Origin of the sequence: Paenibacillus curdlanolyticus YK9, assembly GCF_000179615.1 — a bacterium.
In the GTDB taxonomy this organism is placed as follows: domain Bacteria; phylum Bacillota; class Bacilli; order Paenibacillales; family Paenibacillaceae; genus Paenibacillus_T; species Paenibacillus_T curdlanolyticus.
In genome coordinates this window covers 174,971-189,431 of sequence record NZ_AEDD01000001.1, presented here as the reverse complement: position 1 = coordinate 189,431, position 14,461 = coordinate 174,971, and the positions used below count along the sequence as shown (strand labels likewise).

Sequence of the window (14,461 nt, the reverse complement as noted above, 5' to 3'; positions counted from 1 at the left end):
AACCAATCATCTTCTAGAAATTGAAATACAGGAATGTCGAAATCTTGTTGAAATACATCAATGAAAAGACGAATAAGCACCCAATCGCTGCTGCTGTACGCCAATTGGGCTGCATCGTCTGCTCACGCTCTTTCGTATTGCGCATGAACAAAACGACTGGGAGCAGCAGCGCAATCCAGATCATAGCAGGCCCGATCGCTTCTAGACCAGATATCGACAGGCCTGCTACTCCCGTCATTCCTCTAATAATCCGAAAAGCTTCGTTCCACGAATCCGCTCGGAAGAACACCCACGTTAAATTAATAAATTGAAAAGTAATCAGCCAAGCGAGCCAACGAGGCATAACGACGCCGAAGCGCGACCACAGCCGATGGATGATTTGTCCGGCGCCATGCAGGAATCCCCACATCAAAAACGTCCAGCCAGCGCCATGCCATAACCCGCCGAGCAGGAAGGTAATCATAAGATTAACGAGCATTCGCGACTCGCCTTTGCGATTCCCACCTAACGGGATATAAATATAATCGCGCAAAAACCGGCTAAGCGTCATATGCCAGCGCCGCCAGAAATCTTGGATATTGCGCGCTTTATAGGGCGAGTTGAAGTTCTGAGGAAGCCGAATATTAAACAGCAGCGCAAGTCCGATGGCCATATCGGTATATCCGCTAAAATCAAAATAAAGCTGGAGCGTGTACGACAACGATGCCACCCAGCTCTCAAGAAACAGACGAGCATGCGCAAAGCCGTCATTCGCGTATGGCGCCAGGGTATCGGCGATTACGACTTTTTTGATTAAGCCTAACGTAAATAAGTACAAGCCTGCTGCTGCGTTGCGCCAATCCCACAGCTTGCTGCGCAAGCGATCGAACTGAGGCATCATTTCGCTATGGTGAAGAATGGGGCCTGCGATCAAATGAGGAAAAAACGTAACAAACAGCGTATACTGCACAACATTTGCTTCTCGCGCCTTCTCTTTATATACATCGACCAAATAAGCGATCTGCGTGAAGGTGAAAAAGCTTATGCCTAGCGGCAATACGAGATGAAGCATCGGCATTGGCCTGCCTGTTGCAGCCGATACATTTTCCAAGAAAAAATTGGCGTATTTATAGTAGCCGAGCAGCAGCAAATTTGCGCTTATTCCCGCTATCAGCACCCATTTCCGTTTTCGCCCCTGAATTCGAGGCCCTTCGCTGCTTGCTGCACGCGCTCCAAGAATTCGCCCAATTGAATAGTTAAACCCAATCGATGCGACAATAAGCGGTATATAGCGATAATCCCACCAGCCGTAAAAGAAAATCGAAGCAAACGCCAGCCAGCATTTGGCGGCGAGCAGCCACCGCTGCCGCGTTAAGGCGAAGTAGACCATCACCGTGATGGGCAAATACACAAAGATGAACGGGTACGAGTTGAACAGCATCTGGTCAATCCTCCTCCATGTTCTTCCTTGAACACTATTCGATAAACATGCTTAATTATCCTGTTTCTCTGCATAATCCTGACACGATCATTCGACGAACGGAGGCTCAGGTTTTCGATGGCATTCTATGCACGCAAGACGGCACGGCAAGTCTATACGATCTTGTTCACGCTAGCCGGGGCTATTCTGGTTGCAATCGGATTCAATATGCTCCTGATCCCGCATCAATTGCTTAGCGGCGGCATTGCCGGCATTTCGATGATGATCGGTTATATTACAGGCGGAACGATAAGCTGGCTATATCTGGCCCTTAACATTCCGGTGTTGATCTGGGGATGGATCTCGCTTGGAAGGCGATTCGTTATCCTTAGCGTCTTTTCCGTTGTGGTAACAACGTTAGCCCTGCAGTTCATTCCCGTCCGACAAATCGCTAATGACATCCTGCTGGCGTCCGTGTTCGGCGGGTTGTTGATCGGTTTCGGCAGCGGTCTGGCGCTGCGGCATGGCGGATCGTCCGGCGGCTTTGACATCATCGCCTCGATCATCTCGCGCAAGCGGGATGTTCCGGTCGGCATGTTTATTTTTCTGCTGAACGGCGTTGTCATCGGCGCGCTCGTTTTATTCACGCGAGATCCGGATATCGCGCTCTACTCGCTCCTATCGATTTTTACGGCTGGCAAAGTGGTCGACTTGGTGCATATCCGTTATGTAAAAGTGACCGCCTTTATTGTGACGAGAGAGACGGACAAAATGCTTCGCAAATTGCTGGAAAATAAACGGGGCATTACCGTTATTCGTACGAGAGGCGCCTTCACCTCCCACGAGCAGGATATGCTAATGACCGTAACGACTCGCTACGAGCTGGCTGAGCTTCGCAAAACCGTTCTAACGATCGATCCCAAAGCATTCGTCAACATTGTCGAAACCGTGGGCGTAATTGGCGAATTCCATAAGCCGCTCCCGTAATACGGGCTGGAATGGATTTTCATGGAAGCCGCTATTCATTTTCATTGCCCCCTGTTATAATAAAGCTATCCCGTGGTTCCTAGTTTCTAGCCAGATGGTTTGCCCTGAACATGACTAATGAGAGGGTGATGCATGATGGATATGGAAACAGTCAAATTGTCGAGGATTGTGGAAAAACTGGCGCCTGAACTCGAACCTTTTCTTACGGAACGTGAACGGCACTTGAACATCGTGCTGCGGGACGGACTTGGTGTACTTGAACCGGAAGACGCGATGGAAATCGTTCAGCTTAGTATTTGCGAGCAGCAACGCGAAGCAAGCCTGCATTAACCGATCGTTAATCATATAGCTTTATCGAGTTTGTGTTTATGAGCAGCCTGCCGTCCCTCAAGGGAAGCAGGCTTTTTTCTTATCTGTTTCATTATGTTTGCATACGCTTTCAAACTTCTCCCCATTTTCCATCTATTTTCAACAAAAATCGATCCAAAGACGCCTGTCGCTCTCTCTCAATCTGATTTATAATCATTAATGATTACAGATGGGGAGAGAACACAATGGACATCTTGCTGACCACATTATTACTGTTTTACAATTTGCTAACTGGAGCAGGAGACGACAGCACCTCCGCCCATAAGCTGCTTACGGCAATCGCGCACCAAGATGCCGGGCCAGGCTCCACATCATCTTCAAGCAGCGGGACAACGGACGGACAGCCAACCAATGTGTTCGTGAAGAAAGACCCTCAGAAGGATGCGCCAAAGGTTAAAGGGATTTACGTGACTGCGCACAGCGCAGGCGGAGAACGAATGGCAAAGCTGCTTAATCTGCTCGATCGTACGGATCTGAACAGCATGGTTGTCGACATCAAAGATGATTACGGCTACATCACGTACAAGACAGACAATGCAGAGCTGCAGAAGCTTGGCACGCCTCAGCGGTACATCAAAGACATTCATGCAACCGTGAAGCAAATGCAAGACCACAAGATTTACCCGATCGCTCGCGTCGTCGTGTTTAAGGATACGGTATTGGCGCACAAGCATCCTGAGCTGTCGTATCGCAACAAGGACGGATCGATCTGGAAAAATGGCAAAGGCGACAGCTTCGTCAACCCCTATCGCAAAGAAGTATGGGATTACAACGTAAAAATCGCCAAAGAAGCTGCGAAGCTCGGATTTAAAGAAATTCAATTCGATTATGTACGCTTCCCTGAAGGCTTCGAGAAGAAAGAAGCTTCCCTTACGTTCGACAAAACGGCAGAGAAACGCGTTGACGTTATTGCAGACTTCGTCAAATACGCTCGTGAACAGTTAGAGCCGCTTGGCGTCCGAGTCTCGGTCGATATTTTCGGCTACGCAGCCTCCGTACCGGCAGCAGAAGGAATCGGACAAGATTTCGTGAAAATCTCCAAGCAAGTCGACGTCATTAGCCCGATGGTATACCCAAGCCATTACAGCACAGGCTGGTTCAAAGTGAAGGAGCCTGATCTTGATCCATACGCAACAATCAAAGGCGCGATGGTCGATACGCACAAGAAGCTTGGGCCGCTTGGCCCTGTATACAAGCCAGTCATTCGCCCGTGGATTCAAGACTTCACCGCAAGCTGGCTGGGCAAAGGCCATTACAAGAAATACGGCAAAGCTGAAGTCGAAGCTCAGATTAAAGCGTTGAAGGATACGAACATTGAAGAATATTTGCTTTGGAACGCAGGCAACAGCTATACGGAAGATGCTAATTTCTAGCTCTGATCTATAGCAACCAAGCTGCTATCATTCCTTACTCCTAAATACGAACAAGCCCTCTAACGGCGACAGTCTCATCGACTGCTTCCCGCTAGAGGGCTTATTTTATTTATTGCTGCTAAAAACATGATTTGTCTTCCCTTTATCGATAGTATACAATATAATAGTATAAAATCTAAATGCAGTGGAGGTCATGGACCATGTTGACGATTGGATCGACAGCTCCGCTATTCGAAGCCAATAGCACGCAAGGCATCATCAAGCTTAGCGATTACGTAGGCAAGCAGCCTATTGTACTCATTTTTTACCCGATGGACGAAACGCCAGGCTGCACGAAGCAGTTATGCGCCGTTCGCGATTCACGTTCCCTATATGCAAGGTACAACGCGCTTGTCATGGGCGTTAATCCCTCCACTCTGGAGCATCATCAGCAATTTGCCGAAAGACAGGGCTATGATTTCCCGCTCATCGTCGATGCCGGCGGCGAGATCCGCAAAGCGTTCGGCGTAGGCAAATTATTGGGCTTATTCGCGCAGCAGCGCGTCGTGTTCATTATCGGGCAAGACGGGCGCATTGTGTTCGCCGAGAAAGGCAACCGTCCTACTGAAGAAATACTGGAGGCGCTGCAAGCCCTTCAGCCGCACGCATAATTTATTGGCAGCAACACAAAATAAAGCCTTATGCTTGTCAGCCGCTCAGGGATCTCCCCTTAGCAACGCTGCCTAGCATAAGGCTTTCCATATTGGCTTGTCTCTCGAAATAAGCGTTATTGTGAAAGACGAAGCGCCAGATCGTACATATCCATATTAAACGACTTCTTCGTGTTCACAACCGTATCGATATCGGTCACGACCAGCTCGCCTTTGATGATGCCGCAGGATTTGCCGGAATCGCCTTCCATCAGCTTGCGCACAGCAAAATCGCCCAATCGGCTTGCAAGTACACGGTCATTGTGCGTCGGCGCGCCGCCGCGTTGGATATGTCCGAGCACGGTAACACGCGGCTCGATGCCGTTGTTTTTGGTGATCGCTGCTGCGATATCTTCGCCGCGCGCAGCTCCTTCGGCTACGACGATAATGCTGTGGCGCTTGCCATGGCGGAAGTTATCTGCCATCCGATTCGATACTTCATTGAGGTCGAATGGAACTTCAGGGACGAGAATCGTCTCTGCTCCGCTTGCCAGACCCGCATATAAAGCGATATCGCCGCAATGGCGGCCCATAACTTCAACGATAGACGAGCGCTCGTGGGAGGTCATCGTATCGCGCAGCTTGTTGATCGCATCAACGACAATGCTGACCGCCGTATCGAATCCGATCGTAAAATCAGTGAATGGGATGTCGTTGTCAATCGTTCCTGGCAATCCCATCGTTTTGATGCCGAGCTTGCTCAGCTTGTTAGCGCCTTGATAGGAGCCGTCGCCACCGATAACGACCAGTCCATCAATGCCGCGTTCACGAAGAATTTCCGCCCCGCGCTCTTGCCCTTCAGCCGTCATAAACTCCTTGCAGCGTGCCGTCTGCAAGATCGTTCCTCCGCGCTGAATGATATCCCCTACGCTGCGAAGATCCATTTGGCGCAAATCATTATTCAGCAACCCTTGGTATCCGCGCTGCACCCCGTACACTTCAATGCCATGGAAAATAGCGCTCCGTACAACCGCACGAACCGCTGCATTCATTCCTTGCGAGTCGCCTCCGCTTGTTAGGACGGCGATCGATTTCACTGCTGACATATTCGTATCCCCCTATCGATGTCTTATGCTTGCCTTGCTCTAATCCAGATGCTGTTCCAATAAAAAAACAATCGTGACAACGGGCTGCGACGCATGAGCCGCCGCGCTATTCGCCTGACGTCACGCTGGCTTCTAACCTTCGGATCGGACAAATACAACGCCAACAGCCCCTCAATGACCAAACGATGGAACTTCGCGTCCGGCAATCGTCGCACATCTTCGCGAGCCTGATCGGCCATGAGGCCAATTCGGTTCGTAAGCGTTTCTTGATCAGCGTAATAGTTACAGAAGTTCAAGTCTCCGCCTGCCAGATCTTCCTCTTGATCGATCAAATAATCAAGCATAATATGCAATCCGCATACATGCGGGAAATAACTATCCCGAACCTGCTTCGCTTCGCCGGAAGTCAAACCGTCCTCAGCTGCCGCTACGAACAGCATGAACATGCCAAGCGTTGATCCCGTTGCAGCCGCAAACTCGTTCCATTGCAAGTGAGGCGCCAGATCGCCGTAGCGTTCGCGCCATGCAAGGAGTTCGGGTCCTCGCTGCTCGATTCGAATATGCTTATACACTTGAAGATCGCAATAAAGACGGACAAGCTCCGTAACATAAGGCTGGACGGATGCGAAGGATGGCAGCTGCTCCACAGCTTGCTGACAGGTGAACACCAGCCTTTGCAGATACCCTCCATCGTCCCGTTCGACACGGCGCTCATAATAATCGCGCGCAGTTGCGCGTGGATCAATCGCATCAAGCATCGACTGATGCAGCAGCCGAAAATCGTCCGGATCTAGCGATGTGCTTCGATCGCATAGGTTGTCCAAGTAATCGCTAATGGTCTGAAGCGCTACAATTAATGGTATCAAGACATGCCTATAGGCTGGATTCGCAGCGGCGTAAACCGCTCCCCCTTCGCAGTGAAACTGCTTGGTTGCCAGGCTGGCAAGCGCCTGCGCGCGCAACTCCGGATCCGGAATGCCCGCCGCATGCTGACGCCAAACGGCAAGCTCCTTGCGCACCTCGGGCAGCACGAATCTGTATACGCGATACATCATTCGCAATGCTCCAGTCGGCATCATCGTTGTACCCATTTTGAGATTGGCGCCTCCTTTGTGTCCGATCCGTCAGGAATGACGCCGCGATTCAATCTCTTGATTGATGCGGTACCAAATATGTAAATCGTTAATCTGGCTTGCGAGCTCTGCAATATCAAAATTCAGCAAACAGCTGGCCTCAAAATCCTCTTCATCGTATAGCCGTGCCTGCTGTACGCGGATGAGCTGCTCGAGGGCTATTATCCGATCCGGGATCGCCCCTCTGATCGTCTCCCACTGCTCGACGATAGCCAGACGCTCAGCATCCGTGTAGTCGTCCCATTGCAGTTCAAGCGTCGGCAGCGAGATGCCCAGACGGTCATTCCAAACGAACTGATATTTCGTCATTCTTCGCAATCCTCCATTCCTAATTTAACATTTTACGGTCTATAAATCCAGCCTTGCACGGTTCAGAAAATACTCCCCTCCCACCCGAATGACCGTGGTATACTGTGAAGGACATGCGCAGAGCGGGGGACGCCGCTCGCCCTCTACATCAAGGAGTGAGTACATCATGGAACCTACATCTTATGCGGCCGCACACCCTAAGCGATCATCAGCTAAAGAAACGACCGCCTTGCGGGCATTTAGCTTTGGCGCCTATGCTACACAAGCGCTCACCGTTTCCTATTTTCCTTTATATTTTCTCGACAAAGGCTTTTCCGAGCAGCAGATCGGCGTCATCTATTCAACAGGCCCGCTCATTTCTATCGTAGCGAACTTGATTATGGGGATAGCCAGCGACAAATACCGGACGATCAAAAAGCTGCTCCACGTGCTGCTGTTTGGCCAATTGGTCATGGTGTCGCTGTTGTTTCCCTTCCACACCTTTGTGCTTACCTGCTTGGTTATGGTCGGCTTTTATTTTTTCCAGACGCCCATTAATCCGCTCAGCGACAGCTTAATTCTGTTGTCGAGCAGCTATACAGGCAGGCCCTACGCCCACATTCGGGTATTTGGATCGCTTGGCTTTGCATTGTCTGCATATGCGTTCGGCTTATTGCTCAAGCAAGTCGGTTCCGGCTATACGATTCCGCTAGCTCTATGTACAATCGGTATTACGTTAGCGTTGACCTTCTTGCTTCGCGACTATCAAGGGGCCGTGAAGAAAATGAACTTCTCCGGCTTCTTCCATCTGCTTCGCAAGCCGGAGGTCGTCTCCTTCTTCGCCATCCTGCTTATCATTTCGACCGCTCATCGAATGTACGAAGGCTTTCTCGCGGTTACGCTGCGGCATATGGGCGCCAGCGATTCGTTAGTCGGGCTAGCTTGGATGCTGTCGGCTTGCAGTGAGATTCCGATTTTCTTCTTACTGGGCAAATACGGCCACAAATTCAAGGAGCTGCCGCTCTTGTTTATCGCAAGCGCCCTCTATGCGATCCGGCTCCTGCTCGTCGCTGAGATGACTGAGCCTTGGATGGTCGTTGTTACGCAGCTGATGCATAGCGTGACGTTCGGCATCTTCTTTACGACTTCGCTGCGCTATATCTCGCATCTGATACCAGATGACTTCCGGTCGTCTGGACAAGCCGTATTCGCTGTCGTCTGGAACGGCATTTCCGGCGCGATTAGCGGACTCTTCGGCGGATATGTTTACGGCCACATGGGCCGTGAAGCTTTTTATCTGCTTGCTGCCGGATTAGCATGTATAGCCGCTGTCGGCTTCCTGAGCAAGCATCTCTCTGAACGGCGTCAGGCCACATGAATGCAAAAAAGCCGTCTATCGATTGAACGCCTTGCAATCGTTCAATCGATAGACGGCTTTTTTGTTCTCCGCTAGAACCCTTGCTTCCTTAGCCACTCCGCACATAAATTCGGCCATGTCCGCGCAGATGGCTCCCATTCGGCTAGCCCCATCCCATGGCCTTCGCGCTCATAAACATGAAGCTCGAATGGCACGCCGTTACGGCGCAGCGCGCTTGCGAACAATAGCGCATTTTCGACAGGCACGATATCATCCTCCATCGTATGCCAGATGAAAGCCGGCGGCGTTGAAGGCGTTACCTGCAGCTCATTGGACAGCAGCGCTATTTCGGCCTCGGTCGGGTTGTGTCCTAGCAGATTCTCCCGTGATCCATTATGCCGGAACTCGCCCATCGAAATAACCGGATAACAAACCACCGCCACATCGGGCCGGCACGATAGCCGTTCCGCCGGATCTGCCGCTTCAGCTTGCCCGTCATCGAAATGGGTCGCCGCCGTCGATGCCAAATGCCCGCCAGCAGAAAAACCGAGAATCCCGATATGGCTCGCATCAATGTTCCACTCTGCTGCCCTGAGCCGCACGAGCCGGATTGCACGCTGCACATCCATCAGAGGCACGGGATGCTTGTACGGAGCAACCCGGTACTTCAGCACGAATGCCGCGATCCCATTCTCGTTCAGCCACTGTGCAATTGGCCCTCCCTCGTGATCGGCAAGAAACTCGTAACCGCCGCCTGGGCATACAATGACAGCGCTAACCGATTTCTCCGAATGCAACAGGTAAGGAATCAAATGCGGACGATCCTGCTCCTGCTCTCCAGCCGCATACGGCGCGCCTTCCGGCCATAGATAGATATTGGCATTCATGTGCAGTGCTCCTTCGCTTCATGGAATAGGTGCATGATGAGTAGAGGTAAGAAAAAGGCCCTCTGCTTGAGCAGAGAGCCTCTTCGTCGTGCTAGGGCATCTATTATAAGCTTTTATCTTATAATTTAATGACGTTAGCTGCTTGGGGACCGCGGTTACCGTCGGTAATGTCGAATTCTACTGCTTGACCTTCTTCAAGCGTTTTGAAGCCTTCGCCTGTGATCGCGGAGAAGTGTACGAATACGTCTTCACCGTTCTCTACTTGAATGAAGCCATAGCCTTTTTCTGCGTTAAACCATTTTACTGTGCCTTTCATGTAAACAACCTCCTAAGCTTATCGCCGTATACGGCGAATACACTTATTATACACGCGCCCTATAAAAATTGCAATTAAACTTCGACGACGAGCAGGTCCTCTGATCCCGGCATAAACGGCAGCTGGGAACGCTCAAAACGCGGCCTGCCTCCTGCTCGGCGGATAGTCTCCAGCAATCTATCCATATGCGCATACGGCTCCCACCGCAGCGACATAAGCGGATAAATGCGGACTTGGCCGCTGCCAGGACGGCATAATCTCATCATTTCGAGCACGGCACGCTCGTGAAAGCTCGCATCAAACTGCTCGGCATATAAAAATAAGAAATGACTGCACAACACAAGATCGAAGGTCCCGCTTTCAAATGGAAGCTCCGGAAGCGATCCCGCTATATAATGGCCCTTGGCCGTGGATGACGCATAATCTGCAGCAAACTTGTCGAAGGAACGCAATCGTCCTTCCCGATGCAGATCAATATTGCCATAAAAAGTCCAGTCGAATCGATGGGCTAACGCACGCAGCTTCTCGGTGGAAGTCTCAATCTCTTGCTTCCCGTCCGCAAGCATGAGCTCTGGCTCTAATGCATATCTAGGATCAACCGCAATGGCGTCAATGCCTCTCGATCGGCAATCCGCCGTGAAAGAAGATGCGCCGCCCGCAATATCAAGAATGCGTGAATGCTCAAGCTGGTCCGGCAGCACAAACATGCGCTTGTATTCTTCAAACCCTCGGCAAGTGGCTGCAACGCCAACCTGCTCATATACGTCCCTCTTGTTTACGCTCATCTCTACTCGTCTCCTTCTCTTCTTCTCATGCTCAACTGGTCCGGCACCGGTCGGTCAAGCCGCCGCATGGATTCCGGATACCTAATCCTACCACTAACTAAGGTTGATTTCCACCCCATTCATTGGCTATGATGAATGCAAACCTTTGAGAGGGGCATATCCCATGTTCAAGAAACATCAGATTTACAAAACCGACAAATACAACATGCTCACCGTCGAGGTGCAAGGCAAAACGCTAATCGTCCGTGAAATTTCGGATCAATGGGGCGAAGAGTGCCACACTTTCGTCAGCCGTCCCGAAATGCTGCATTGGGCAGAGAATCGCTTCCGCCCAAGCGACTTCGTTGGCCGCGAAGAAGAACTGGCAACGATTATGGCGGCTTTCAAAGAGGTATAGCCTCCTCCCCTTTCGCCGAAAACCATACGGAAGGATATTCCATGTGAATGGCGAACATATCGAATACAGCATCCGCATACTAGTCACTACGAGAGGATAAGATCGTTCATGGATCCGAAGGCAACGCTTATTTTCATCATTGCGGCATTCGTGTTAGGCGGCGTTATTCTCATGAATCGGAACAACATGCCCGCTTCGCTGCGGCGCCCGCTTGCGCTTTCTGCTATCGTCTTCATTTTGTTTGCTTTTTTTCTCATCGTCTACAGCCTGACAACCATGGGCAGCTAACCCGGCAGGGCATTCCGTCTTAGACGGATATGCCCCCGCCTATACCGGCATACTAGTGGCAAATTGTGCTGCGAGGTGTGTGCCGATGAAATGGTATTCCGCTCTACTGCCTGTCCTGCTGCTGCCGACTGCTCTCCTTGGCGATTCCGCGCCTAATGTCCACGCTCAGGCACCATTATCCTATGTCAGGCAACTCGGATCTGAAAAAATACAACCGAATTCTCATTCTAGGAGGAATAAGATGACAAGCGTACCGAAACGTTCTGAAACCGCTGCTGAACACCACTGGAAGTTGGAGGATCTGTTCGGCGATCAAGCTTCCTGGGACCGTGAATATGCCCTTGCTAAAGAGCAAATCAAGCAAGCGGCAGCCTATGAGGGCAAACTGGCTGACCCTGCCCAGCTCAAAGCTTGCTTCGAGCTCGAGGACGAGCTGTCGCTGCATGTCGAACGCCTCTATGTATATGCGAACATGCGGCATCATGAGGATACAGCCGAGCCCACTTACCAGGCGCTTTCCGATAAAACCAAAAAGCTTAGCGTTGAGACGGGCGAAGCGCTATCGTATGTGACGCCTGAGGTGCTTAGCCTCTCTGACGAGCAGCTTGACGCACTCATTAATAATAGCGATCTCGCGCTTTACAAGAAGACGCTGGAGGAAATGCGCCGCCAAAAAGCGCATGTGCTGTCGAAGGCCGAGGAAGCGCTGCTTGCTCAGGTTGGCAGCGTCACGCAAGCTCCTAATACGATCTACAGCATGCTGAGCAATGCGGACTTGAAATTCCCAAAAGTAAAAAATGAGCAAGGCGAAGAAATCGAGCTGACGCAAGGCCGATACATTCAATTCCTGGAGAGCAAAAATCGCGATGTTCGCGCCAATGCCTTCAAGGCGATGTACGATACATACGGCAAGCTTCGCAACACGATGGCTGCAACGCTTAATGCTAACGTAACGAAAAACGTCTTTTATTCCCGCGCTCGCAAATACCCTTCTGCTCTCGAAATGTCGCTCTTCGGCGATAACATTCCGAAGGAAGTGTATACGAATCTAATCGATACGATACATAAGCATCTTCCGCTCATGTATCGTTATATGGAGCTCCGCAAGAAGCTGCTTGGCGTCGACGAGCTGCATATGTATGACCTATTCGCTCCTCTCGTTGATGAGTTTAAGATGGATATTACCTATGACCAAGCAAAAACGACCGTCAAAGAGAGCCTCAAGCCGCTCGGCGATGCTTATCTTAACGTTCTGCAAGAGGGGTTTGACCAGGGTTGGATCGATGTGTACGAGAACGAAGGCAAGCGCAGCGGCGCTTACAGCTGGGGCGCTTACGGCACGCATCCTTACGTGCTGCTGAACCATAAAGACAACCTGAACAGCATGTTCACGTTGACGCACGAGATGGGCCATGCGCTGCACTCCTACTACTCGGACAGCTCGCAGAACTATCGTGATGCGCAATATACGATCTTCCTCGCAGAAGTCGCTTCTACGTTGAATGAAGCGCTGCTGATGGATCACATGCTGAACAAATCGACCGATCCAAAAGAAAAAATGTATCTGCTCACCTATTACGCCGATCAGTTCCGTACGACGGTATTCCGCCAGACGATGTTCGCGGAATTCGAAAAAATCGTACACGAGCGTACAGAAGCGGGAGAGTCGCTGACGCCGCAGGATCTGTCCAAAATTTACTATGACCTGAATGTGCTGTACTATGGCAAAGGCATGGTCGTGGATAAGGACATTGAGGTGGAATGGGCACGCATTCCTCACTTCTATACGAGCTTCTACGTATACAAATACGCTACGGGCTTCTCGGCTGCAACCAGCTTCGCGAAGCAAATTCTTGACGAAGGCGCGCCTGCAGTCGAGCGTTATCTTGGCTTCCTGAAGAGCGGCGGCAGCGACTATTCGATTAACATCCTCAAGCGTGCGGGCGTCGATATGTCCTCGCCGGAGCCGATTGAGCAAGCGATGGCTGTGTTTGAGCAGCTCATCGAGCAAATGGAGCAGCTCACGAAGTAATTGCCGATCCGATCAAATAAATAGGCTCGCTTGCCTGTCGACCGACAAGCTGGCGAGCCTTTTTTTATGATAGCGGCGTTTTTATGTTTCCTACTGCGTTGTGCTGCGCGGAGCACAGGTGGACTCCCGCAGGATTAGCTCGACGGGCTCCACGACGATCGGCGGAGAATGGTCCGGGTTTTCCACCATCTCGATTAATTGATTTACGACTCGCTCGCCGATTGAGAAAATGTTCTGATTAACCGTAGACAACCCCGGTTTTACGATCGAGGCAAACGCTGTGTTATCAAAACCGACAACCGAAATGTCAGTTGGCACACGCAGCCCCGCGTCTGAAATCGCATTCATAACACCAATCGCGATCGCATCGGCTGCACATACGACCGCTGTCGGCGGATCCGGCAGCTTAAGCAAATTTTGCATCGCATTGTAGCCCCCCATGCTGTCGAAGCTGCAAACCTCCACATAATTCGAATGGTAGGGAAGATCGAACTGCTTCAAGCCTTGCTGATAGCCCTCAAACCGCGTTCGACCCGCAACGTAGCCCATGAAGCCTGAAACGAATGCAATTTTTCGATGGCCAAGCTCATACAGATGCTCCACTACCATTAAAATGCCGTTTCGATTATCCGCCGTTATATATCCTGCGCGCCTGCCGATCAAATCGGTGTCGACAAACATCGTTGGCAATTCTGCTTTGACGAGGTCCAGCGGAATCTTATTGTCTCGACCTACCCCGAATACGACCATTCCGTCGACGTTGCGGCTAGAGCAATGGCGCACAACCGAATATTCGGGATCGTTGAAGTCCGCTGTCAAATGAAGCAAATCATAGCCGCTCTTGGATAACGATTGCTGCATCCCCGCCATTAATTCCGAAACGAACGGATTGGTCATAATATTGTGCAGCAAAATGCCGATCGTCCAGGAACGTCTTTTGACTAGTCCGCGCGCTACGACGTTCGGTTCATAACGAAGCAGTTGAATCGATTCATTCACTTTTTTCCGCGTCTTCTCGCTGACGTCCGAGTAATTATTTATTACTTTGGAGACCGTTGTGACCGAGACGCCTGCATGCTTAGCCACGTCCGTAATGGAAGCCATTGCCCTCACCC

16 protein-coding genes are annotated in these 14,461 nt (G+C 50.9%); 8 read left to right on the top strand and 8 right to left on the bottom strand.

The window, feature by feature from the left end:
• Window positions 1-13 precede the first annotated feature (13 nt).
• Complete coding sequence (locus tag PAECUDRAFT_RS00825; RefSeq protein ID WP_006036185.1) at window positions 14-1,420, bottom strand: MBOAT family O-acyltransferase; 1,407 nt, start codon at window positions 1,418-1,420, stop codon at window positions 14-16.
• A 117-nt stretch (window positions 1,421-1,537) separates the two neighbouring features.
• Here PAECUDRAFT_RS00825 and PAECUDRAFT_RS00820 point away from each other — a divergent pair, with 117 nt between their 5' ends.
• The 4 genes from PAECUDRAFT_RS00820 to PAECUDRAFT_RS00805 all read left to right on the top strand — a co-directional run bounded on the left by PAECUDRAFT_RS00820 (window position 1,538) and on the right by PAECUDRAFT_RS00805 (window position 4,778).
• Window positions 1,538-2,386 (top strand): YitT family protein, encoded by an 849-nt coding sequence (locus PAECUDRAFT_RS00820; protein WP_006036184.1) that lies wholly within the window; start codon window positions 1,538-1,540, stop codon window positions 2,384-2,386.
• Window positions 2,387-2,521: 135 nt separating this feature from the next.
• Window positions 2,522-2,716 (top strand): hypothetical protein, encoded by a 195-nt coding sequence (locus tag PAECUDRAFT_RS00815; RefSeq protein ID WP_040711211.1) that lies wholly within the window; start codon window positions 2,522-2,524, stop codon window positions 2,714-2,716.
• A gap of 224 nt (window positions 2,717-2,940) precedes the next feature.
• On the top strand, window positions 2,941-4,128 hold the full coding sequence (locus tag PAECUDRAFT_RS00810) for a putative glycoside hydrolase (RefSeq protein ID WP_006036182.1): 1,188 nt from the start codon (window positions 2,941-2,943) through the stop codon (window positions 4,126-4,128).
• Between the two features lie 200 nt (window positions 4,129-4,328).
• Complete coding sequence (locus PAECUDRAFT_RS00805) at window positions 4,329-4,778, top strand: peroxiredoxin (RefSeq protein ID WP_006036181.1); 450 nt, start codon at window positions 4,329-4,331, stop codon at window positions 4,776-4,778.
• A gap of 116 nt (window positions 4,779-4,894) precedes the next feature.
• Here PAECUDRAFT_RS00805 and pfkA read toward each other — a convergent pair whose 3' ends face one another.
• The 3 genes from pfkA to PAECUDRAFT_RS00790 are packed head-to-tail and all read right to left on the bottom strand — an operon-like array spanning window position 4,895 to window position 7,305.
• Window positions 4,895-5,863: a 6-phosphofructokinase gene (pfkA, locus tag PAECUDRAFT_RS00800; protein ID WP_006036180.1), complete on the bottom strand. Its 969-nt coding sequence runs from the start codon at window positions 5,861-5,863 to the stop codon at window positions 4,895-4,897.
• Between the two features lie 23 nt (window positions 5,864-5,886).
• Window positions 5,887-6,954, bottom strand: a complete 1,068-nt coding sequence (locus PAECUDRAFT_RS00795) for a tetraprenyl-beta-curcumene synthase family protein (protein ID WP_040710543.1) — start codon at window positions 6,952-6,954, stop codon at window positions 5,887-5,889.
• 33 nt (window positions 6,955-6,987) lie between these two features.
• Entirely contained in the window at window positions 6,988-7,305 is a 318-nt protein-coding gene (locus tag PAECUDRAFT_RS00790; RefSeq protein WP_006036178.1) for a hypothetical protein, read from the bottom strand.
• Between the two features lie 166 nt (window positions 7,306-7,471).
• On the opposite strand from PAECUDRAFT_RS00790, the gene PAECUDRAFT_RS00785 reads away from it, so the two are divergent.
• Window positions 7,472-8,662 (top strand): MFS transporter, encoded by a 1,191-nt coding sequence (locus PAECUDRAFT_RS00785; RefSeq protein WP_006036177.1) that lies wholly within the window; start codon window positions 7,472-7,474, stop codon window positions 8,660-8,662.
• Between the two features lie 71 nt (window positions 8,663-8,733).
• On the opposite strand, the gene PAECUDRAFT_RS00780 is transcribed toward PAECUDRAFT_RS00785, so the two are convergent.
• The 3 genes from PAECUDRAFT_RS00780 to PAECUDRAFT_RS00770 form a co-directional block, all read right to left on the bottom strand.
• Window positions 8,734-9,528: an alpha/beta hydrolase gene (locus PAECUDRAFT_RS00780; RefSeq protein WP_006036176.1), complete on the bottom strand. Its 795-nt coding sequence runs from the start codon at window positions 9,526-9,528 to the stop codon at window positions 8,734-8,736.
• A gap of 118 nt (window positions 9,529-9,646) precedes the next feature.
• A complete protein-coding gene (locus tag PAECUDRAFT_RS00775) occupies window positions 9,647-9,844 on the bottom strand; it encodes a cold shock domain-containing protein (RefSeq protein ID WP_006036175.1) in 198 nt (65 codons plus the stop codon).
• 74 nt (window positions 9,845-9,918) lie between these two features.
• Window positions 9,919-10,629 carry a class I SAM-dependent methyltransferase gene (locus tag PAECUDRAFT_RS00770; protein ID WP_006036174.1) on the bottom strand — a complete coding sequence of 237 codons (711 nt, stop codon included), beginning with the start codon at window positions 10,627-10,629 and terminating at the stop codon, window positions 9,919-9,921.
• 163 nt (window positions 10,630-10,792) lie between these two features.
• Here PAECUDRAFT_RS00770 and PAECUDRAFT_RS00765 point away from each other — a divergent pair, with 163 nt between their 5' ends.
• From PAECUDRAFT_RS00765 to pepF, 3 genes are all read left to right on the top strand, one after another.
• Complete coding sequence (locus tag PAECUDRAFT_RS00765) at window positions 10,793-11,026, top strand: hypothetical protein (RefSeq protein WP_006036173.1); 234 nt, start codon at window positions 10,793-10,795, stop codon at window positions 11,024-11,026.
• A 108-nt stretch (window positions 11,027-11,134) separates the two neighbouring features.
• Complete coding sequence (locus tag PAECUDRAFT_RS00760; protein WP_006036172.1) at window positions 11,135-11,314, top strand: hypothetical protein; 180 nt, start codon at window positions 11,135-11,137, stop codon at window positions 11,312-11,314.
• A 241-nt stretch (window positions 11,315-11,555) separates the two neighbouring features.
• Window positions 11,556-13,346, top strand: coding sequence for an oligoendopeptidase F (gene pepF / locus PAECUDRAFT_RS00755; RefSeq protein WP_006036171.1), 1,791 nt, complete (start codon window positions 11,556-11,558; stop codon window positions 13,344-13,346).
• Between the two features lie 90 nt (window positions 13,347-13,436).
• Here pepF and PAECUDRAFT_RS00750 read toward each other — a convergent pair whose 3' ends face one another.
• Window positions 13,437-14,450, bottom strand: a complete 1,014-nt coding sequence (locus tag PAECUDRAFT_RS00750) for a LacI family DNA-binding transcriptional regulator (protein WP_006036170.1) — start codon at window positions 14,448-14,450, stop codon at window positions 13,437-13,439.
• Between the last annotated feature and the right edge of the window lie 11 nt (window positions 14,451-14,461).